General features: G+C 48.1%; 17 protein-coding genes. 7 read left to right on the top strand and 10 right to left on the bottom strand.

All coding sequences use genetic code 11. The features are described from left to right. Nucleotides 1–5 precede the first annotated feature (5 nt). From hisH to hisG, 5 genes are all read right to left on the bottom strand, one after another. Nucleotides 6–833: an imidazole glycerol phosphate synthase subunit HisH gene (gene hisH / locus Q4Q57_RS06620; RefSeq protein ID WP_311890221.1), complete on the bottom strand. Its 828-nt coding sequence runs from the start codon at nucleotides 831–833 to the stop codon at nucleotides 6–8. Between the two features lie 31 nt (nucleotides 834–864). Continuing rightward, on the bottom strand, nucleotides 865–1,956 hold the full coding sequence (hisB, locus tag Q4Q57_RS06615) for a bifunctional histidinol-phosphatase/imidazoleglycerol-phosphate dehydratase HisB (protein WP_259529210.1): 1,092 nt from the start codon (nucleotides 1,954–1,956) through the stop codon (nucleotides 865–867). Between the two features lie 101 nt (nucleotides 1,957–2,057). Beyond that, nucleotides 2,058–3,218 (bottom strand): histidinol-phosphate transaminase, encoded by a 1,161-nt coding sequence (hisC, locus tag Q4Q57_RS06610; protein WP_311890220.1) that lies wholly within the window; start codon nucleotides 3,216–3,218, stop codon nucleotides 2,058–2,060. 44 nt (nucleotides 3,219–3,262) lie between these two features. Then, entirely contained in the window at nucleotides 3,263–4,564 is a 1,302-nt protein-coding gene (hisD, locus tag Q4Q57_RS06605) for a histidinol dehydrogenase (protein WP_311890219.1), read from the bottom strand. Between the two features lie 3 nt (nucleotides 4,565–4,567). After that, nucleotides 4,568–5,467, bottom strand: coding sequence for an ATP phosphoribosyltransferase (gene hisG, locus Q4Q57_RS06600; RefSeq protein WP_006086295.1), 900 nt, complete (start codon nucleotides 5,465–5,467; stop codon nucleotides 4,568–4,570). A 1,088-nt stretch (nucleotides 5,468–6,555) separates the two neighbouring features. Between hisG and Q4Q57_RS06595 the strand changes: the two genes are divergently transcribed. Beyond that, nucleotides 6,556–8,565 carry an ATP-dependent DNA helicase gene (locus Q4Q57_RS06595; protein ID WP_311890218.1) on the top strand — a complete coding sequence of 670 codons (2,010 nt, stop codon included), beginning with the start codon at nucleotides 6,556–6,558 and terminating at the stop codon, nucleotides 8,563–8,565. A gap of 168 nt (nucleotides 8,566–8,733) precedes the next feature. Here Q4Q57_RS06595 and Q4Q57_RS06590 read toward each other — a convergent pair whose 3' ends face one another. Beyond that, entirely contained in the window at nucleotides 8,734–10,722 is a 1,989-nt protein-coding gene (locus Q4Q57_RS06590) for a TonB-dependent receptor domain-containing protein (RefSeq protein WP_311890217.1), read from the bottom strand. A 460-nt stretch (nucleotides 10,723–11,182) separates the two neighbouring features. Here Q4Q57_RS06590 and Q4Q57_RS06585 point away from each other — a divergent pair, with 460 nt between their 5' ends. After that, on the top strand, nucleotides 11,183–11,761 hold the full coding sequence (locus Q4Q57_RS06585) for a DUF4440 domain-containing protein (protein ID WP_311890216.1): 579 nt from the start codon (nucleotides 11,183–11,185) through the stop codon (nucleotides 11,759–11,761). A gap of 42 nt (nucleotides 11,762–11,803) precedes the next feature. Here the strand turns inward: Q4Q57_RS06585 and Q4Q57_RS06580 are convergent, their stop codons facing one another. Next, on the bottom strand, nucleotides 11,804–12,451 hold the full coding sequence (locus Q4Q57_RS06580; protein ID WP_311890215.1) for a DUF938 domain-containing protein: 648 nt from the start codon (nucleotides 12,449–12,451) through the stop codon (nucleotides 11,804–11,806). 476 nt (nucleotides 12,452–12,927) lie between these two features. On the opposite strand from Q4Q57_RS06580, the gene Q4Q57_RS06575 reads away from it, so the two are divergent. Beyond that, complete coding sequence (locus Q4Q57_RS06575; protein ID WP_311890214.1) at nucleotides 12,928–14,217, top strand: FAD-binding oxidoreductase; 1,290 nt, start codon at nucleotides 12,928–12,930, stop codon at nucleotides 14,215–14,217. Nucleotides 14,218–14,295: 78 nt separating this feature from the next. Here the strand turns inward: Q4Q57_RS06575 and Q4Q57_RS06570 are convergent, their stop codons facing one another. Continuing rightward, nucleotides 14,296–15,174, bottom strand: a complete 879-nt coding sequence (locus Q4Q57_RS06570; protein WP_311890213.1) for a LysR family transcriptional regulator — start codon at nucleotides 15,172–15,174, stop codon at nucleotides 14,296–14,298. Nucleotides 15,175–15,389: 215 nt separating this feature from the next. Here Q4Q57_RS06570 and Q4Q57_RS06565 point away from each other — a divergent pair, with 215 nt between their 5' ends. Then, complete coding sequence (locus Q4Q57_RS06565; protein ID WP_025007830.1) at nucleotides 15,390–16,529, top strand: S-(hydroxymethyl)glutathione dehydrogenase/class III alcohol dehydrogenase; 1,140 nt, start codon at nucleotides 15,390–15,392, stop codon at nucleotides 16,527–16,529. 165 nt (nucleotides 16,530–16,694) lie between these two features. Beyond that, the gene (gene fghA, locus Q4Q57_RS06560) at nucleotides 16,695–17,537 is read left to right on the top strand and encodes an S-formylglutathione hydrolase (protein WP_063883480.1); all 843 of its coding nucleotides are present in this window, start codon (nucleotides 16,695–16,697) and stop codon (nucleotides 17,535–17,537) included. A 125-nt stretch (nucleotides 17,538–17,662) separates the two neighbouring features. On the opposite strand, the gene Q4Q57_RS06555 is transcribed toward fghA, so the two are convergent. Continuing rightward, a complete protein-coding gene (locus Q4Q57_RS06555) occupies nucleotides 17,663–19,039 on the bottom strand; it encodes an L-serine ammonia-lyase (RefSeq protein WP_106650679.1) in 1,377 nt (458 codons plus the stop codon). A gap of 385 nt (nucleotides 19,040–19,424) precedes the next feature. On the opposite strand from Q4Q57_RS06555, the gene nagZ reads away from it, so the two are divergent. After that, nucleotides 19,425–20,453, top strand: coding sequence for a beta-N-acetylhexosaminidase (gene nagZ / locus Q4Q57_RS06550; RefSeq protein WP_311890212.1), 1,029 nt, complete (start codon nucleotides 19,425–19,427; stop codon nucleotides 20,451–20,453). A 79-nt stretch (nucleotides 20,454–20,532) separates the two neighbouring features. Next, nucleotides 20,533–21,072, top strand: a complete 540-nt coding sequence (gene ycfP / locus Q4Q57_RS06545; RefSeq protein WP_220590378.1) for an alpha/beta hydrolase YcfP — start codon at nucleotides 20,533–20,535, stop codon at nucleotides 21,070–21,072. Nucleotides 21,073–21,630: 558 nt separating this feature from the next. Here the strand turns inward: ycfP and Q4Q57_RS06540 are convergent. Next, nucleotides 21,631–22,194: a hypothetical protein gene (locus Q4Q57_RS06540; RefSeq protein WP_311890211.1), complete on the bottom strand. Its 564-nt coding sequence runs from the start codon at nucleotides 22,192–22,194 to the stop codon at nucleotides 21,631–21,633. Nucleotides 22,195–22,386: the final 192 nt, after the last annotated feature.

The raw sequence follows: 22,386 nt of genomic DNA, 5'->3' as shown, positions 1-22,386 counted from the left end.
TTTATTCATTGGTCAGCCTTATTTGCACCCGCATGGCCATTAGCAGAGCTGCCTTGCAGCGCTTTGTTCATCAGAGCTTCGTTCATCAGAGTTTTGTTTATCTGTAACTCGTCCATCTGTAAAAAGTTACGCAGAATTTGCGCGCCCACGGCGGCACTTTTTTCGGGGTGGAACTGCACGCCCATAAAGTTGCCTTTGCCAATGGCGGCGCTAAAACCTTCACCATAAGTACATTCGGCTAAGGTGAATTCACTCAACGGCGCGCGGTAACTGTGGACGAAATATACATAACTGCCATCTTCAATGCCCGCAAACAGCGGGTGAACGTTAGGGCTGTTGGCGCCTTGTGAGTTTGTCGTGAGCTTAAGTTGGTTCCAGCCCATGTGTGGCAAAGGTAAGCTTTCAGCTTTGAGTAACTGCGTATCCAGTTCACAAATGTCGGTTGGGATTATGCCTAAGCACTCGCAATCTTGACCTTTTCCGCCGCGCTCCTTAGAAATCGCCGCCAACATTTGCATGCCAAGACATACGCCCAGCACAGGTTGAGTCAGGCCTTGGATGAGTTCGACTAGGCCTTTTTCATGTAAGGACGCCATGGCGACACCCGCTGTGCCTACACCCGGCAGTACCACACGTTTTGCCGCTTTGATTTTGGCTTTATCATCTGTGACCAATACCTTAGCGCCTAAACGCTCGAAGGCGAAACGTACTGAACTTAAATTGGCGCAGCCCGTGTCTATGATGACGGTTTCAGCATCTGATGATTCATTTGCTGTTATTTGCGGGCTAGCTGTTAATTGCTGACCAGCTGTTAATAGAGTGTCTTGTTGCATCCTAACCTCTTAAACGATTTATGCTGATGCCTTAAAGTACGCCTTTGCTCGATGGCAGAATATCGCCTTCGACTTTAACCGCTTGGCGTAGCGCGCGGCCGAGCACTTTAAACAGGGCTTCGACCTTGTGGTGATCGTTATCGCCTTCGGTCGACACATGCAGCGTACAGCGCAGGCCATCGGCAAAGGAGCGGAAGAAGTGTGGCACCATTTCTGTGGCCATTTCGCCTACGTGCTCACGTTCAAAATCGGCCGAGAATTTGATAAAAGGACGGCCAGAGATATCCAGCAGACATTCGCCCTTGGCTTCGTCCATCGGCAGACTAAAGCCGAAACGGGCAATGCCGCGTTTGTCACCGAGCGCTTGGCGCAGGGCATCACCTATGGCTAGCGCCGTGTCTTCGACGCTGTGGTGATCGTCGATTTCTAAGTCGCCATCGACTTTCACATCCATTCTAAAATTACCGTGGGTGGCAATTTGATCGAGCATGTGGTCGAAAAAGCCAATGCCAGTGTCGATTTTTCCTTTGACTGAACTGTCGAGATCCACAGTCACACGAATATCGGTTTCTTTGGTGGTGCGCACAACAGTGGCGGTGCGGCCTTTACTCAGCAGCGCATCGGCTATGGCGTTCCAACCTAAAGTGTCGCGTTGATATTTCAGGCTTTTAATGCCCATGGCATTGCCGAGTTCCACATCCGTCTCGCGATCACCAATCACAGCTGATTGGGTGAAATCGATGCAGCCTTGGGTGAGATAGTCTTTTACTAGTCCCAGCTTAGGTTTACGGCAGCTGCAATTTTCATCATTAAAGTGCGGGCAAATCACCACATCTTCAAAGTTCACCCCTTGGCTTTTGAGGATTTGCATCATCATATTGTGGGGGGCGTCGAAATCTTCCTGCGGGAAAGACGGTGTGCCAAGGCCGTCTTGATTGCTGACCATGACTAAACGAAATCCCGCCTTTTGCAGACGGAGCAAAGCGGGGATCACCTGTGGCTCAAACACTAATTTAGCCAGGCTATCGACCTGTTTGTCGGTGACGGGTTCTTCAATCAAGGTGCCATCGCGGTCGATAAACAGAATTTTTTGTGCAACGTTCGGGATAAATTGTGGGTTCATGGCTCTACCTTCAAATTTAATTCGTTTAGCTAATGCTTAACCTGATTTTACCTTCAGCGCAGCATTTGCTTTTTATTGGTTTTATTAGTCGTTATGTTCAGTTACTTATTATTCGTTTCTGGTGATTGATCAGTGCGTTGCGATTCAAATAAATTCACTAACACATCGGTATCCGCCTTTGAACTAAAGCTAAAGCGGATAGCCTGGGCAAGCCTTGGGTCTTTGTAGGCGCGGGCGACAACACCGCTTCCTTGCAGTAACGCTGCGACCTTGGCGACATCATCAAATTCAGCCAGCACATAATTGCCGTTAGGCTTAAGCACGCGTGCGCGAGAATTTGAGCTATTCGATTTTGAACAATAAGCGCTGATCGCCGCTGTGAGTCTGGCGCCTTGCTCATTTAATTCAGCAACTTGCACTTTCATCCGCGCAACGCCAGCGCTTGATAGTGCCTGCGTGGCGACTTCACTCACGGGTAGCGGCACAGGATAGGGCGCAATTACGCGCATAATGATTTCGACTACGGCCTCATTTGCCAGCATAAAACCACAGCGTGCTCCGGCGAGTGCAAAAGCTTTTGATAGGGTGCGCAGTACCACTAGATTCGGATAGCTTTCCAGTAAATCCGCCACGTTGTATTCAGGGCAAAACTCAATATAGGCCTCATCGATCACCACAAGCACGTCGGGCAGGGCTTTGATTGCTTGCTCGATAATGGCTTTGTCGATCACAGTCCCGGTCGGATTATTGGGATTGCAGATAAACACCAGTTTTGCGCCGCGAACGTCCTCGGCATAGCTTGTCGGCAAGCCATATTCGGCACTGAGATTTAACGCTTTAACGCCCACATTAAAGGTGTTCGCGCTGATGGCATACATGCCGTACGTCGGGCCAAAGCAGGCAATGCTGTCGACGCCTGGTATACAAAAGGCGCGAATTAACAGTTCAATCGCTTCATCGGCGCCGCGGCTGGCGACTATCTTGCTGGCGCTTACGCCGCTGTATTCGCTGTAGGCATTGATAAGCTGCGGCGGTTGGCATTCTGGGTAACGATTCAATTTTGATAAATCGAGTGCTGCCGTATCGACATTATTGAACGGCGATTCGTTGGCATTGATCCAAATATCACCACGACCGCCCAGTCTGCGAGCACTCTGATAGGGCGTTAAATCCAGTAATTCAGGGCGCGCTAGGCGCTCGGCTAAATTAAGCGCTAATGCTGTGGGTTCTGCTGTCTTTTCCATGCTGCTCACTTGGCTCATTTTCTTCACTCACATCTATTTTCAATCACTTAAGATTAAGCGGATCATTTCTCTAGGCTAGCTAAACGCACTGCGACGGCATTTTTGTGCGCATCGAGCAATTCGTTACTGGCTAACGTCATGACCGCTTGCCCCAATCCGATTAAGCCTTTAGCGCTGAGTTCCTGCACGGTAAAGCGGCGGCTAAAATCGGCTAATGACAGGCTCGACACGGCGCGGCTGTAACCGTAAGTCGGCAGCACGTGGTTGGTGCCACTGGCATAATCGCCAACTGATTCCGGCGTATAAGCGCCTAAAAATACTGAGCCAGCGGCGCGAATGTTTTTCAGCACCTCACGGGGAAAGCGCGTTTGAATGATCAAGTGCTCAGGCCCATATTGATTAGAAACTTGCGCGGCTTGGAGCATATCGTCTACAACAAAAGTGCGACTGCTCAGTAGCGCCGTTGCCGCGATATCACAACGGGGCAGGACGGCGAGTTGTCTTGTCAGTGCGTCATTCACGCCATCGGCGATAGCTTGCGAATCCGTCACTAAAATCACTTGTGAATCAGGGCCGTGCTCAGCTTGCGAAAGCAAATCGGCGGCAATGAATTCGCAATTCGCGTCGCTATCGGCAATCACTAACACCTCAGAAGGGCCTGCCGGCATATCGATACACACAGTGCAGCGACCATCCTGTGACACTAAACGTTTAGCTTCCGTCACATAGCGATTACCAGGACCAAAAATCTTATCAACCGCCGGAATCGTTTCTGTGCCAAAGGCCAGTGCCGCAATGGCCTGCGCGCCGCCCACTTGATAGATTTCAGTGATCCCGCAGGCATTGGCGGCATAGATAATGGCATCGTTGATCGGCGGTGGACTGACCAATACTCTTTGTTCGCAGCCGGCGATCTTGGCGGGCAGGGCAAGCATCATCACGGTAGAAATTAATGGTGCGCTGCCACCAGGGATATATAAACCCACTTTTTCAATCGGTTCGCTACGTAGCTCGCAGCGTACTCCTGCCTCGGTTTCCATATCAATCGGGCGAAATTGCTGGGCGCTGTGAAACACATCTATGTTCGCCATGGCTTTGGATATCGCCGCTTTCAGCTCTGGCGATACCCGTGCGCTTGCCGCAGCTATTTCGGCTTCGCCCATACGGAGTTCACCAATATTAGCGTTATTGAAGCCATCAAATTTTTGATTAAATTCTTGAATGGCGGCATCACCCCGCGTCGCCACCGCATCGAGAATGGCGCGAACGCTTTGCTCTAAGCCACTGTCACCGATTAAGGGTGAGCGTTTCAGCGCCGTTTTCTGCTCGGCGGTTGATAAAGTTGACCAAGTTAGGATTTCCATACATTACCCCATCATTTTTTCGATTGGCATCACCAGAATCGAGCTGGCACCGAGTGCGGTCAGCTGTTCCATGGTATCCCAGAACAAATCTTCGGTACTGACGGCGTGGATAGCCACGCGGTTAGTATCATCATTTAATGGTAATACGGTGGGGTTTTCAGCACCGGGCAGCAGGGCGACGATTTGGTCTAAGGTTTCGGTTGGCGCGTGCAGCAGGATGTATTTGCTCTCACGGGCGCGGATAACACCATTGACGCGGGAAAGAATCTTGTCGATGAGTGCTTGTTTAGTCGGCGTTTGGGTTTGGGTCGACTGAATGATGCAGGCCATAGAGCGGTAAATCACTTCGGTTTCGTATAAACCGTTGGCTTCTAAGGTGGCGCCCGTGGACACGAGATCACAAATTCCATCGGCAAGGCCAGCGCGTGGGGCAACTTCAACCGAGCCTTTTAACATACAGTCGCGATAAGTTATGCCTTTTTGTTGCATAAAACGGCGCAGCAGGTTCGGGTAAGAAGTGGCGATGCGTAATCCTTCTAAAGAGGAGGCATCGGCATAACTGAATTCTGTGGGTACGGCTAACGAGAGGCGACATGAGCCGAAATCTAACTGACGCAGTTTGAGGCAATCTGCGGGTTTGTTCAGAGTTTGACGCTCGATTTGTTCCTCTTCGAGCACGTTTTCACCGATGATCCCCATATCAACCACGCCGTCCATCACCAATCCAGGGATATCGTCATCACGAACGCGCAGTAAATCGATAGGCATATTGTCGGCGTGAGCGATAAGACGTTGTTCATTAATGGAAAATTTAACACCACAGCTTTTTAGCAGTTGCTGAGAGTCAGTAGAAAGACGGCCAGATTTTTGGATGGCGATGCGTAAACGGTTCGATTCAGTCATAGTGTTATCTCGCTCAAAAGTATCAAAATTAAAAGATTCAAAATGTGTTGTTTAATCGGTTTAATACGCCTTGCCATTCAATGGGCTCTAGCTAACGTATTGATAATTTATAAAATATCTAAAATTTCTATTTAAATTTAAATCAAAATTAAAACCAAAATTAACGCCTAAATGCAAAAACCCCCGGAATTCCTTCCAGGGGTTTATGATCATCTTGAATCAGTCCGCCAGAAGGATATAGTCCTCCGGCAGTGAGCGTCCGAAGGCTACCGCATATGGTGGTGATGGTGGTGGATAGCGTTCAGTAATGGGCTCATTTTACTCTCTCGGTATTTAGCTTTATTGGCTCAACTGCTCGAAATAAAGTAAAGCGTTGAATGCGTTGTTACGGACGTCTATCCGTATAAGTGGATTTAAACTAACCGCTTTTATGAGCCTTTGCAACAGCAATTTTGAATTAAATGAGAATATTTATGCGTTTTTGTGAAAGGCAGGTGGTTATCGCTAAATAAAGCGATCGAGCATATTTGTTGGCGGAATGTTTAAAGTGGGCCGAAATGTGTTGGTAAGTCGTGCCGAACTAGTATCAGCGTAATCTGTTCCAATGACCGAGAAAGTCGTGAAGTCAATGTGTATGTAATCATTAAGCACAGTCATTCCAGTGACACGCCGTCAATATATCCATATATGCCGCCGTCGAGCCTTCAGCGACGAGTTTATGGCGAGTCACTGGGGAAACAATGGCAATTAATGCTGCGCGTACTCAAGTATCTTGTTTTGGGAGCTTTGTATCAAAACTGACTACCCATAATGAACAGCTTTAAATGGCGGCTCATGTATGGCGCGAGGGAAAGAACCCGCGAAATTATCCTTGCTAACTTGTAGTCTTATCTCAAATCAGCATAATGCTTCGAGCCGTTAAGCTTAACGCTATTGTTTACGGCCGCGGTTTGCGGTACTAACCAGTGCGTGTGGCTAAAAAATCATCACAATGCACTCGCGCAGCAGCCTCGCAGCAGCTTATAGTGTGGCCTTACTACATTTTTTATAACGCTATCTAACACCTTGATAAAGGATTGATTCTCCCTTTGACTCGCTCCCGCCAACCTAACTCAAAGCATGCTTCCTCTAAAGAAACAGTGGCTAAGCCTGCTGCCGCAAAAGGCGCTGTTGCGGTGAGCCGACTCGCTGCCGAAGTGCAACGCGCATTTTTGCCCGATGGAGTATTGTCTAAGCATATTCAAGGATTTAGTGCGCGAACAAGCCAAATGCAAATGGCGCAGCAAGTGAGTGAGGCGATAGCGTCTAAGAGTAATGTGGTGATTGAGGCGGGCACAGGGGTGGGTAAAACCTTTGCATATTTGATCCCCGCGATATTGAGCGGCAAGCAAGTTATCGTCAGTACGGGCAGTAAAAATCTGCAAGAGCAGTTGTTTTTTAAAGACTTACCCGCGCTGGTCGCCATGTTGGGGATTGAGCCTAAACTGGCACTGCTAAAGGGGCGTAATAATTATCTGTGCCAGTGGCGACTCGATAAGCAAATGAGCGAGGCGACACATATCGATGCGCGTTTGTTGGATGATTTGTTGAAAATCAATCAGTGGGCGAGCACCTGTAAAGATGGTGATATTGGCGGTTTAACCTCAGTACCTGAGAATTCCTCGGCGTTGCCGCTCGTAGTCAGTACTAAAGAAAGCTGTATTGGTAAGCGCTGCGATTTTTATGATGCCTGCTTTACCCGCAAGGCGCGCAGCCGTGCTATGGATGCCAAAATTATTGTGGTTAACCACCATTTATTTTTCGCCGATAGCGTACTCAAAGACACGGGTTTTGCCGAGTTATTACCCGATCCCGACGTGGTGATTTTCGATGAAGCGCATTTATTACCCAATATTTGCGTTAACTATTTTGGCCAGCAATGTTCGAGTCGCACTATCGATGATTTTATTCAAAAGCTACTCGCTATTTATCAGACCGAACTCAGTGACACGGGGCAACTCGCCCAATTTTGTCAGCGTTGCCTCGCTAAATTAAGTGACTGGCATAATCAGTTATATTCCTGCGATGAATCCGACTGGCGTTTAGTTCTGGGCAATAAAGCGCTCGCGGCGGCGTCATGGGATTTATTAGCGGAATTAACTGCGCTGCAGAATTTATTAATGGCCCATATTGGCCGCAGTGAATTGTTAGATGATATCGCCATCAAGTTGGCTGAGCTGAATAACAAGCTCAGTGTGTTTTTTAACTGTGATAATAATCTGGCTGCCTACAGCATTGAATTTGGTAGTCGTTTTGTGGTGCTGCGAATTTCACCCATCAATATTGCCCGTGAGTGCCAGCAGTTATTTGTGCCGGAAACCAGCTGGATATTTACCTCGGCAACTTTGCAGGTTAATCGCAGCCTTATCCATTTCGCCCGAGAAATGGGTATCGTCGATGCGCAGCAAAGCATTCTCGACAGTCCCTTTGATTATCCCCGCCAAGCGGTATTTTGTGTGCCGAGACAACTTGGCAGCGTGACCAATCAACAGCAAGCATTAAAACAGCTGGTGGAGGTGTGCGTGCAAGCGATAGACGCAGCGCAGGGACGGACTTTTATTCTTTTTACCAGCCATAAAATGCTCGAACAAGCAGCGTTGGCACTGCGAACTCGCACTCAGTATCCGCTGCTGGTACAAGGTCAAGCGGGTAAACAGAGTCTGCTGACTAAGTTTCGCCAACTCGGCAATGCGGTATTGCTCGGCACCAGTAGTTTTTGGGAAGGGGTGGATGTGCGCGGCAAATTGTTAAGCTGCGTGATTATCGACAAATTACCTTTTGTGTCGCCCGATGAGCCCCTGTATCGCGCCCGAGCCGATAATGTGAGTCGTCAAGGACTCGATCCCTTTACTGAAGTCTCGTTACCTCAGGCGATTATTGCGCTGAAACAAGGTGTTGGCCGTCTTATTCGTGATGAAAAAGATCGCGGTGTGCTGATCCTTTGTGATAATCGCATCGTGAATCGCTATTACGGCCAAGCCTTTTTAAACTCACTGCCGCCAATGGCGCGCACCCGTGACCTAGATAAAGCGCTGGAATTTTTAAGACAGATCCCTTAAAGCCGCTCCCCTAAAGCCGATCCCATAAAACAAATCCCTTAAGGCAGCTCGCTTGGGGAAGTGTTCTAAAAGTTCGAAAGCTTACAACGAATTCATAAACAACGGGCTGGCGATAGTTTCGCAAGCCCGTTTTTACCTAGATAAACCCATGTGTGTGGCTGATTGCTATTAGAAACTTGCCGTCACGCCCGCATAAATACTGCGGCTCTTTTGAATGTAATCAAGATCGGTAGCCACTTGGTCGCGCTCAGCATCCGTTAGGTTAGTGACGCCGAGTTTGACTCTGAACATAGGATTGATTTGGTAATTCGCGCCTAGGTCGAGTGAACCATAACCTTCTGATTTTACATTGGTGCGCAAATACTGATCGCCAGTATAGTGGTAGGCGATAAAGGTGGATAAGCCCTCCAATGCCTGCCATTGCAGTTTCAGGTTGTAGCTGTCATCCGGTGTTAGGGTAAAAGGGGCGCCATTTTGCTTATCTTCGGCATCGGTTTTACTGTAATTACCGCTAAAGCTGACCGTGTCGGTTACATCGTACCAAGCCTGTAGTTCCCAGCCGGTGATCTTGGCTTCGTTCACGTTTTGATAAGTCAACACTGCGCCAGGCGTTCTATCCCAGGTTTCTGTGATGATTTTATTTTCTACATCGTTGTGGAAGTAGGTGATTGAGCCACCAAAATCCGTGGTTTGATATTGGGTCGATAACTCGTAGTTCACTGAGGTTTCGGGCTGTAGATCGGGATTGCCCGCAACGGTGCAGGCGCCGCGACAAGCGGGGATAATATAATCGGCTTGGGATTGCGACATATTCGGCGCTTTAAATGCCTTGCCACCGCCACCTTTGATCACCCATTCAGAGCTTAAGTTATACACCAAATACACGCGTGGGCTAAATTCGGTGCCGTACACATCGTGGTGATCGACGCGCCCTCCTAAAGTGATATTGAGTTCGCCTAAACTAAATTCATCTTGCAGATACAAGGCCGACTGGCTGTCGTCTAAGGTGCCATCACCCAAAATATTGCGGCTGTTTTCAAGCTGAGTCCAACGGTATTCCGCGCCGCTGGTTAACATGTGATCCCCCAGTAAGACTGTGGTTTGGCCGTCGAGATTGTGGTTGGTTTGGGTGATATTCCCAATCTCGGCGATCAGCGCCGAGTCGTCAGTCACCTCAACATTTTCATAGTAATAGCGCAGGCGAGTATCGCCCCAATTCCAGTGGCCATTGTGGGTTAAACCTGAGCTTATCCGCTCGGCTTGTTGGTTATTGGTGAGAATAGTGCCGTAGTTATTCCAATCCGACTCGCGTTCGTCGTTGGCGTAACTTAAATCAAATTGCAGATCTTGCTGGCTATCAATCAACCATTGCAGGTTAGCGAGGGCGCTGATTTCATCTCTGTCTTCTAACGCATCGATTGTGGGTTTTAAATCTGAGCGCCAGGCATCGCGTTTATTGTTATCGATGATTAAGTTTGCCAGTAATTTATCTTTGATCAGCGCGCCGCTGGTGTAGAAGTTGTACTTAGTGCTGTCGCCGCCTTTGCCGCTGGTGGGCGCATCGTATTGCACGCCGACACTGGCCTGCCAGTCGTCAGTAGGTTGGCGCAAAATCACGTTAACCACACCGCCTAAGGCTTCGGAGCCATAGAGGGATGACATAGGCCCGCGCACGACTTCGATTCGCTCAATCGCAGACATGGGAATGGATGATAAGTCAAAATCGTTGCCATAACCGGAGGTTAGTGCTTCGCGGGAGTTGACTCGGCGGCCGTTGATTAAGATCAGCGTGTAGTCCGAATCCAGTCCGCGCAGGCTAATTTCATTGCGACCATAGGGCGTGCCTTCACTGATATTCACGCCCTGTAAATAACGCACTGCACTGGCCAGATCGTCTATGACTAGCGCTTCAAGTTCGCTGCGATTAATCACAGACACAGAAGCGGGCGCCGACAGTTCCGAATGCTGAGTTTGCGTAGCTGTGATCACCATACGTTCCATTTCTGGCGTGGCATCTTGGGGAGCTGCGGCAGTTGCCCATGCAGCGGGTAACAACAGGCTTAAGCCAATGGCGCGCGATAGCAGGCTCAGTTTAGGAGACAGAGTTGCACCGGATGTATGACTTGTTTTGCGAGTACGGCAGATAAAGCGGGACATATCATTCTTCCTTGGATAATTTCGGCGAATGATAATTATTCTTAAATAGCGCTTCAAGATCTAAGATCGCGCTTTTGTGTAAAGACTATGTAAATTTTACTCTTTAGTAACAGTATGATAGCGGGTATGCAGTTGTGGATCGAAGCGTTCACCACGAAACTGATATTGCTGAGAAGCAAATATGAGAAAGCAAATACGAGAAAGCGAATACGAAATAGCTAATGCGAAAAGGCTAAACGCTGAGGTGGAGTAAATCGCGAAAATATAGTGAAACTAGCCATAAATTGTCGGCAGATGCAGCAGGGAAATTCAAGTTTTTAATTATATTATTCTGATTTAAAAGGATAATTTAATTGGCATACGCTTTGCTGACATTTCTGCTTCAGATTTGTGGCGTTATGCAGGTTTGTGATGTGAATCGTCGCCATAAAAATTTACAGCCAACATTCACGGAGAGAATATGAATCCAGCATTTTATAGCCTAGCCACAGTCGCCGTTTTAACTTTGTCACTCGCCACTACCGAACCGGCTGTTGCCACAGATGCGCCTACACTAGCTAAAGCCGCATCGGATAAAACCGCTGAGGCTTCACATGCAGGCATTGCGCAACCCGCTACTGCGTTAGAAGATACCTTATCTGCCCAAATTGCAGCGGTGGATTTTGCCGTGTTTGATAGCTTCAATAAGTGCGCAGCCCCCGCTGAACTTAAGAAACACGCGGCGTTTTTCACTGAAGATGTGGAGTTTTACCACGACACGGGCGGCGTGACGTGGAACCGCAAGGATATGATCGCCAATACAGAAAAATATGCCTGTGGTCATTACCGCCGCGAGTTAGTTGCGGGCACGATGAAAGTGTTTCCGGTGAAAGAGTTTGGCGCAATAGAGCAAGGCGTTCACCGTTTTTGCAGTTTTGAAACCGGCAGCTGCGATGGCCTAGCCGACTTTGTGATCGTGTGGCGCAAACAGGATGAAGAGTGGAAAGCCACTCGAGTGCTGAGCTATGGACATAGAACCGCCGAGATCAAAACGGACTAAACCAAAGCTAGCTTTTAACAAAAACTAGCTCCTAACAAAATGCTAGCCTCTAACAAAATGCAGTAATCGATTATTGGCGGGCATAGCTACATCTTGCTCAAGTGTGAAGCCTCGCTCGCTGGCTAAACTGCAAATCCATTCGATATCTCGAATACCGCTGGCGGGATCGCGCTGTTTTAAAAAGGTATCGAATTGGCGATTGCTATCACTGCTAAATTCGCCTTGGTAGTTGAAGGGACCGTAAATGCAAAGAGTCTTGAGTTGGGGCAGATACAGACCAAGGCCGCTAAAAAATGCTTCTACCATTTTTTTGCTCATAATATGCAAAGTGTTCGCAGTAAATACGCCATCAATATCAGGTGTTAATCCCTCCACCAGCCATGGCGCGGTAACATCAAGGGTAAGTGGTAAGCGTAGGTTTGCCGCTGCATTGGGTAGCTTGCCTTCATGCATACACCTTGCGCTAATGATCTCAATATATTCAGCTTGATCGCTGGTTTGCCAGATTAAATGGGGAAGACTTGCTGCAAAATACACCGCATGTTGGCCTGTGCCACTGCCGATTTCGAGTACATGTTGGTTGAGTGAGAAGGCCTGCGTTAATACGGCTAAAATCGGCGCTTTATTGTTTTCGCACGCTTGTGAAAACGGCAGTTGGCTAAGTGGCTGGGCAATTGGCAATCGTTGCATAATGGACTCTAGGTTGCTGAGATAAAAAGAGGATGACGCCACACAAGCCTATCTTAAACCAGCAAAAAGCATAAGACTTAAAAGATAAAATGAGCCGCGCCTTAATATTCGGCGCCTAAGCTCATGTTCTTAATCTCTGGCTCCATAATCACAGGGCCGCCATTTCAGATACTTTCATATCAAGCTTTTCGATTTCAGGCTCGTCAAGCAGAAACCAGCCCAACTCCCTTTGTTATGTCCAGCAAGCGGTTAACTCAATCCACTATTGACCTCGATCTCAACTCAGATATACTCTCAAATTCTGAACGCGTGTAAAAAATATAAAACAACCGTCGACGGATAACGTGTTAACACTAGCGCTCATAGACTAAGATTCAACACCCATTACCAGCACACAGCTTTCAGTACTTAACGTTCAACACTCAACTTTTAATATTTAACTTTCAACACTTAACTTTCAACATCAAGGAATGACTATGCCAGTAGAGCGTTGCGCCTCCTACTACAATGCCACCATAAACCAAGAGTCGAATTATCCTGAGTTAGAAGGCGACATTCGCGTCGATGTGGTGATCGTCGGTGGCGGGTTTACCGGTGTAGCAACGGCGCTGGAATTATCCGAGAAGGGCTACAAGGTGGCGCTTATTGAGGCCAACAAAGTTGCGTGGGGCGCAACCGGACGCAACGGCGGGCAGGTGACAGGCAGTTTGTCTGGCGATGCAGAGATGACAAAACAGCTGCGCCGCCAAATTGGCAATGAAGCTGAAGATTATGTGTGGAATTTACGTTGGCGCGGTCACGACATTATTAAAAATCGGGTGGCCAAGTACGGCATAGATTGTGATTTAAAGTTTGGTCATATTCAAACCGCTTACCAGATGCAGCATATGCACGAGCTTATGGCTATGCATGATGAGGCGCAGCGTCGCGGTATGGGTGAGTTTATGACGCTGGTATCAGCCGATGAAATACCCGCCTATTTAGGCTCGCCCTTGTATCACGGCGGCTTAGTTAATCGGCGCAACATGCATTTACACTCAGTCAATTTATGCCTGGGTGAAGCCCGCGCCGCCGCAGGTCTTGGGGCGTTGATCTTTGAAAACTCGCCCGTGCTCGATATTGAAGAAGGCGATCTGGCTACCGTTGTCACCGCCAAGGGAAAAGTGCGCGCCAATAGCGTGCTGATCGCGGGGAATGCCTACCATAAACTCGCGCGTCCTCAACTGCGCGGCATGTTATTTCCGGCGTCCTTAGGTAATTGTGCCACGGCGATTCTGCCCGATGAGATCGCTTCGCAGATTAATCCGCAGGATTTAGCCGTGTACGATTGTCGCTTTGTGCTAGATTACTATCGCCTGACCGCAGATAAACGCTTGATGTTCGGCGGTGGCACTAATTACAGCGGCCGCGATCCTAAAAATGTGGCGGCGGAATTACGGCCTGCAATTGAGCGCACGTTTCCACAATTAAAGGGCGTTGATATCGAATTTGCCTGGGCGGGAATGGCGGGCATTGTGATTAACCGTATCCCGCAGCTCGGCAAAGTGTCGCCTAATGTATTCTATTGCCAAGGCTATTCTGGGCATGGGGTGGCGACATCGCACATTATGGCTGAGATCATGGCCAATGCGATGCACGGGCAATTGCGTGAATTTGATTTGTTTGCCGCCATGCGCCATATCCGCATTCCGTTAAATGAATGGTTCGGCAATCAAGCGCTGGCGTTAGGCATGTTGTATTACACTTTGCGGGAAAACTGGCGTTAGTTTGCGCCGTGTTGTCTGTTGCTGCTTAGTCTGTTCGAACTCAGCAATCTGCTCAACAACAGGCTATTCAGAAAAAGATTAGTCCTGTTCGGCGAGTTTTTCGGCGAGGTAATCGACCAATACGCGGATCTTAGCCGACAGGTGGCGGTTTTGCGGATAGAGTGCCCAAATGCCTTCTTTGGCTTCGCGGTGACCGTCGAGTAAGGACAGTAAACGTCCAGCTTGAATATCTTCTTCAATATAATAATCAGGCAGTTGTACTATACCAATTCCCTTTAGCGCCGCATCCCTTAATGCGTAGCCGCTGTTACAATTGAGATTGCCGCGCACTTTGATATTGCGTTCGCGGCCATTCTCCACGAAGCGCCAGTAATTGTGATTGCCAATCAAGCAGTTGTGCTGGCTAAGTTCAGATAAGGTATGGGGCTGACCGTACTTTTCCACATAACTCGGTGAGGCGGCGACATAGTGAGTACGGCTGCTTAAGGGTTTGGCCATTAAACTCGAGTCAGCGAGTTTGCCGAGGCGAATGGCCAGATCGTAACCACCTTCAATCAAGTCCAAAGTGCGATTAGTGAGGTCAACACTAAACTCAACACTGGGATATTGCACCATAAAATCATTGAGTAACGGCATAATAAATTTTTCGCCATAGGCCACGGGAGCCGTGAGTTTGACTAAGCCTTGGGGTGAGTCCTTTAGGTTTGAGATAGCGCGCTCAGCTTCTTCTAAGCCGGTTTGTAATTGGCGGCAATGGCGATAATAAATCGTGCCTTCTTCGGTTAGCGACACTTTGCGGGTGGTGCGATAAAACAGCTTAGTGCCGAGGCGATTCTCTAAGGCGCTGACTTGGCGGCTCACGTGGGCGGTGGAGATATTCAGTCGCTGCGCCGCTAAGGTAAAGCTTTCGGCTTCGGCCACTGCGACAAACTCAGAAATGCCATCCCAGAGATACATTGTTGTTGCTCAGTAAAAATGAATTGCATGAATACTAGATTGTCTCTCACTGAGAAACAAATACAATCTTCCTATATAGTAACATCAGTGCAATTGGCATCAGCGTATGCAGAGCCCTTATTCTGAGTCTGTATGCTTGAACCAATATGCTTTAGCTTAAGTAGAATCGATTACAACAATAATTTTCTCCTATTACCTATCAAGGGACGGTAACAATGTCGAACGAAAAACCGCAGTTTATTAAATCAAAGGCCGCAGTTGCTTGGGGACCAGGACAACCACTGAAGATTGAAGAAGTGGATGTGATGTTACCTAAAGCGGGCGAAGTCTTAGTGCGCATTGTGGCCACCGGCGTGTGTCACACGGATGCGTTTACCCTGAGCGGTGACGATCCTGAAGGGGTATTCCCGGCGATTCTAGGCCACGAAGGCGGCGGTATCGTTGAGCAAGTGGGTGAGGGCGTGACCAGCGTGCAAGTGGGCGATCATGTGATCCCACTTTATACCCCCGAGTGCGGCGAGTGTAAGTTCTGCCTATCGGGCAAAACTAACCTGTGCCAAAAAATTCGCGCGACCCAAGGTAAAGGCTTAATGCCCGATGGCACCACGCGTTTTTATCTCGATGGCAAACCTATTTTCCATTACATGGGCTGCTCGACCTTCTCTGAATATACTGTGCTGCCTGAAATCTCATTGGCGAAAGTCAATAAGAGCGCACCATTAGAAGAAATTTGTCTGTTAGGTTGCGGCGTAACCACTGGCATGGGCGCTGTGATGAACACGGCCAAAGTGGAAGAAGGCGCAACCGTGGCGATTTTCGGCCTCGGCGGTATTGGTTTATCGGCGATCATTGGTGCGACTATGGCAAAAGCCAGCCGCATTATCGCCATTGATATCAACGAATCTAAGTTCGAGTTAGCTAAAAAACTCGGCGCGACCGATTGCATCAACCCTAAATTACTCGATAAGCCTATCCAAGAGGTGATCGTTGAGATGACCGACGGCGGCGTGGATTACTCATTCGAGTGTATCGGCAACGTCAACGTGATGCGCAGCGCCTTAGAGTGTTGCCATAAGGGCTGGGGTGAGTCGGTAATCATAGGTGTTGCCGGTGCAGGGCAAGAGATTTCAACCCGTCCATTCCAATTAGTGACTGGCCGCGTGTGGCGCGGTTCTGCCTTTGGGGGTGTGAAAGGGCGCTCTGAACTGCCCCACATTGTTGAGCGTTACTTAGCCGGTGAGTTCAAGCTCGATGACTTTATCACCCACACTATGGGACTTGAGCAAATCAATGAAGCGTTCGAGTTGATGCACCAAGGTAAGAGCATCCGTAGCGTGATCCATTTTGATAAATAAGCGGTTTCGCACGCTAAGTTGATGCTTCAGCTTGATGTGACAAACCAGCAGGCAGGTGCAAATCTGTCTGCTGTGTTGCCAACTGAACAGATGACTAACGCTAAGACTAACGCTAAGACAAGCGTTATGACCAAGCGCTAACAGATTGAGCTTAAAAGGACTTGTATGACCATAGAAAATATCAGTTGTAACAAGAGTTTCGGCGGTTGGCATAAGCAGTATCGCCATCAATCTCAGTCGTTAAACTGCGAGATGCGCTTCGCGATTTATCTGCCGCCCGAAGCGGTGAATAAACCTGTGCCTGTGCTGTATTGGCTCTCAGGTCTAACCTGCACCGATGAAAACTTTATGCAGAAGGCGGGCGCACAGCGCATGGCGGCTGAGCTTGGGATGGCGATTGTTGCCCCTGATACTAGTCCTCGCGGTGATGATGTGCCCGATGCAGCGGATAAAGCCTACGATTTAGGCTTAGGCGCGGGTTTTTACCTCAATGCAACCAAAGCACCGTGGAATCGTCACTACAAAATGTACGATTACATAGTCCACGAGTTGCCCGCGTTGATTGAAGCCCATTTTCCTGTGACTACCCAGCGCGCCATCTCTGGCCATTCGATGGGCGGCCATGGTGCTTTGGTGATTGGCCTGAGTAATCCGCACAGATACAGCTCTATTTCGGCCTTTAGTCCGATTTCGAATCCAAGTAATGCGCCTTGGGGCATTAAAGCCTTCAGTGAGTATTTAGGTGAGAATCGTGAACACTGGCGCCAGTACGATGCCTGCGAATTGCTCAAGCTCGCCATTGCCGAGGTGCCAGTTATGATTGATCAAGGTGAAGCCGACAGCTTTTTAGACAGTCAATTGATGCCACAATCGCTGGTGGACATTGCCAATGCTAAGGGTTATCCCTTAGATGTGCGGATGCAGCCGGGGTACGATCACAGCTACTACTTTATCGCGAGCTTTATTGAAGAACACCTTAAGTTCCATAGTTTGTACTTTAAGCCCTGAATCGTCGATTCAGCAGTCACGCCGATCAGCTAAAACAAAAATGCCGCAACTCAGTGAGTGGCGGCATTTTTTATGGTGCGATTTAAGCGGTTAGCTAGAGTGAACTAACACTCAGCACTCAGCACTTAGCACTCAACAATGTTGACCGCTAGACCGCCTTTGGCCGTTTCTTTGTATTTGCTGCGCATGTCTCTGCCGGTATCCATCATGGTTTTGATCACTTTATCCAGTGAAACCTTATGGTTACCATCACCACGTAGGGCCATACGAGAAGCGTTGATCGCCTTGATCGCACCCATGGCATTACGTTCGATGCATGGTACTTGCACTAGGCCGCCCACAGGATCGCAGGTTAAACCTAAGTTATGTTCCATGCCGATTTCAGCTGCGTTTTCAACGTGCTCAACCGTGCCGCCCATGATTTCAGTCAGTGCGCCAGCAGCCATAGAACAGGCTACGCCGACTTCACCTTGACAACCTACTTCGGCGCCAGATATTGAGGCATTTTTCTTGTACAAAATACCAATTGCGGCGGCGGTTAATAGATAACGGGCGCAGACATCAATATCCACTTCTTGTACGAAAGTATCGTAGTAGCATAATACTGCTGGGATAATTCCCGCAGCGCCGTTTGTGGGTGCTGTCACTACGCGATCGCCGGCTGCATTTTGCTCATTGACCGACAGGGCGAATAAATCGACCCAATCCATAGCGGTTAATGGATCGACATTGTTACGGCCTTCGGCTTTCAAACGACGGTACAGGGCAGGGGCGCGGCGACGCAGTTTTAAGCCGCCAGGTAAAATGCCTTCCTTCTGATAGCCGCGTTCGATACAGGTTTTCATGGTCTGCCAAATGTTCCACAGCTTGGCTTTGACTTCATCTTCGGTGGCTAAACTCAGTTCGTTCGCCATCATCAAAGAAGAAATACTCAGACCTTGTTCGCCACACAATTCTAATAATTGCGCTGCGCTGCCAAAATCAAAAGGTGCCGCTTCGATTTGTGATGCTGGGGATGCGTTACGTTGGCTGATTTCGTCTTCATCTAAGATAAAGCCGCCGCCGACAGAATAATAAGTACGCTCGAAAAGACACTCATTTTTACAATAAGCGTACAGGGTCATGGCGTTGGCGTGTGCTGGCAAGGTTTTGCGTCTGTGGTAAGTAATGCCTTGCTCGCGGGTAAATTTAACCACTTTGCCACAGTGCAGGGTTAAGGTTTCGTCCTTAGAGACGTGCTCTAAAATGCCGTCGATACTGTCAGTGTCTACGGTTTCTGGATCTTCACCCATTAAGCCTAAAATCACTGCTTTGCCCGTGCCGTGGCCTTTGCCTGTTTGGCCGAGGGAGCCAAAGAGCTCGGCTCTTAATTCATCAATCTGGGTCACGAGTCCTGAGTCAGTCAGGTTTTGCATAAATATTTTGCCCGCTTTCATTGGGCCGACGGTATGTGAACTCGATGGACCTATGCCGATCTTGAACATGTCAAATACGCTAATCATGATAGAAGTCCTGTTGTGTCTTGTTTATTATTTTAGTCTGAGTGCATGGGATTGCTCGCTCTGCAGATTGAAGCACGCTAATCTTCAACGTGAACTCTGGTCAATGGCGGCGCTCTTTCATGCGAAATCTGCTTGTGTGATACTCTAACCTCAGTATCCCATAGATTAGTGTGACAATTCACATTAGTTTTTTTAATTCGTTATAGTTCGGATAAGCTGAACTTAATTGGGACTTTTTTGCTGGCCATTTTATGGCCAAGAATACAGGCTTTAAACGCGCTACAAGGGCAGATGGTTCGCTTTTTTGAGCATTTTTGTGAGCGCAGACTACTTATGGCTTGAGTGGTTATTTTTTGAGTATTAATGAAAATTTTTAGGGAGAAGTATGAGCTATTTAATGTTGGACCTACTGTCGTTGGACGTCAGTGAGGCAGAATCTGAGATGCTACGCCATCCACAGGTGGGTGGTTTAATTCTATTTTCCCGCAATTTTTCAAGCCGTGATCAGTTGATCCGTCTGGTACAACAGATACGCCAAATTCGCCCTGAACTATTAATTGCCGTCGATCATGAGGGCGGTCGAGTACAACGCTTCCGCGATGGCTTTACCGTTATTCCTGCTATGGGCGACATTTTACCTGCGGCAAAAGGTGATATAGCGTTAGCCAAACGCTGGGCCTGTGAGCTCGGTTTCTTGATGGCGATTGAACTACTGGCCTGCGATATCGACTTAAGTTTCGCGCCCGTATTGGACTTAAACGTTGTGAGTCAAGTGATTGGTAAACGCAGCTTTAGCCCAGAGCCTGCCGAGGTGATTACACTGGCCGAAAGCTTTATTGCGGGTATGGCCGCCGCAGGCATGGGCGCTGTGGGTAAACATTTCCCCGGACACGGCAGTGTGGTGGCGGATTCGCACTACGAGAAACCCATTGATGAGCGTGATGCCGAGGCGATTTTTGCAAAGGATATCCTGCCGTTTAAAGATTTGATCGCAAAAGAGAAGTTATTAGGCGTGATGCCCGCGCACGTGGTTTATCCTAAAGTCGACCCCAACTCTGCGGGCTTCTCTGAATACTGGCTAAAACAAGTGCTGCGCAAAGAGCTTGGCTTTAATGGGGTGATTTTCTCCGACGATCTTGGCATGCAAGGCGCAGGATTTGCGGGCGATTACCGTGCAAGGGCCAGCGCGGCGTTAGCTGCCGGCTGCGATATGATTTTGGTGTGCAATGACAATGCGGGCGTGATGTCGCTGCTGGATGGCTTTACATGGCCAGCGAGCGCGCCGCAGTATCCAGCAAGTTTACTTAAACCCAATGCCGCACAAACGGCCGCAGCGCTCGATAATACCGCCCGTTGGGAAAACGCGAAGCAGCTTGCCGAGCAAATTTGTTTGGCCCAACAGGCGAAAGTTTGATGTAGCGCAAGGTGTGAGATCACTCTTTTGCTAGGGTTAGTTAATTCACTGTAATCAAAAATGATTAAAAGGCCTTGATATGATTTTCTATCTTCATGGATTTGATGCGACTAGCCCAGGTAATCACGAAAAAATGCGTCAGCTGCAATTTATCGACCCTGATGTACGTTTGATCAGTTACAGCACCTTGCATCCTAAGCACGACATGCAACACTTGCTCAAGGAAGTCGCTAAGCAAATGAAGCATAGCGACGATCCCGCGCCGTTAATGGTCGGCGTGGGACTTGGCGCTTATTGGGCCGAGCGCATTGGTTTTTTAAATGGGCTTAAATCTGTGCTGATTAATCCTAATTTGCACCCAGAAGATAATATGCAGGGCAAGATTGATCGCCCAGAAGAATATGCCGATATTGCCAATAAGTGCGTGTCGCAATTTCGTGAAAAGAATACTCACAAGGCCATGTGCATATTTTCTGTGAATGATGAGATGTTCGATAATCAGCAACTCGCCAGTGAATTAAGCGCCTATTATTCGATTGATTGGGATGACGTTCAACCCCACAAATTCCCCCAACTCGCTGCCCATCTGCCCAAAATAAAAGCCTTTAAGTTGGCTTGATTGATATCGATTGAATAAAAGTATCACTCCTCTTTTTCTATTTAAGAGGGGAGTGGGTTTGTCTCATCGGCTATTCCGCCTTATGGTTTGGCTTTCGTACTTCATGTGGCGGACATATGACTGTGACTATTGGGGATAGATTAAGTAGGATTTTAGTGTTGGCTGATATCCCCGCATATAGGCTTGCCATGGTATTTACTCACCGACGCGCTGCTAGTCCATCCTTGGATGCTCGACCGCCCCGTCCATGGGGCGGACGGTCGTCTCGCCAATCACCATGGCTCACCTTTAGTGCATTCACGTAACCTGTAGATTTAAAAGACATACGCAACACACTTTGGGATATTTCCGTGTTACAAAGATCGGACAGAATTTGGTTTTCAGATAACTTCTAGTATCCCAATGACCTACAAATGCCTGCTCAAAATTACTGCACCAACACATTGGGCAGCTTCAAGTTTGAATTCAGCACTAAATGTTTTTCTGGTTGTCGGTCTCATATGTTCACCTAAGGTCATCTATGAGGCAATAATATCACCTCTATTTAGGTGGCCAAAATTAGTGTGCCACTACAAATACCTCTTTCCCGAGAAATGGTTCATTAAACCAATACAAAGCCCTACCTGAGTAAAGGGGGTCATCAAGCGTAAGAAAAGTGGTAATCTCATGCTTACCCCAGTATGAGAATTCAATTTTACGACCAACAGCTTTTGCTTGGCCCTCCCACTTTTTAATGTGCTCTAACCACTGATCCTCGACAGAAACTACTTGTTTTCCACCTTTTCCTTTCTTTCTGCTATCGGCTTTATCTAGAGGTAAGCAGACAATATAATGTGTTAACTTGGAGTGCTTTTCTAAGGCTGTAGTAAATGACTCATCTATTTGTTGCCAACGGGAAGAATTCATTCCATCTAAAAAATATTTAGCTTGCCAGCATATTTCCGAGTCATCTTCAAGAATCCAGTAACATTCAACACCTGCATCGCCTCCAGCGCCATCCTTCTTAACGAATCTCTTTCCATCACCTGGCTTTTGAAGATGGGCAATTTGGCAAATCAACTCTTCAAATCCTGAGTTTTTACTACCATCATGTGTTCTAATGCAAGAGAAGTTAATATCCATATAAGAAGTCTTAAATAACTGAATTAATACCAAATTAAGTACATACTCTATCATTAGAAAAAATAGGTCAATTAATAGCAAAGGAAATGTGTGCTAAATCTTAGGCTAGCCCACAATGGGGCAATCGCTTTTTAGATGAACGAACAGCGAGAGGGTTAGTGAGGATTGGCATTGTTGCAACAGTGACCGTTG

It is taken from the genome of Shewanella sp. SP2S2-6, from assembly GCF_031931965.1.
GTDB classification, from domain to species: Bacteria; Pseudomonadota; Gammaproteobacteria; order Enterobacterales; family Shewanellaceae; genus Shewanella; species Shewanella baltica.
Note: the sequence above shows the minus strand (reverse complement) of the source record. Positions and strands in the feature narration are given on the sequence as shown.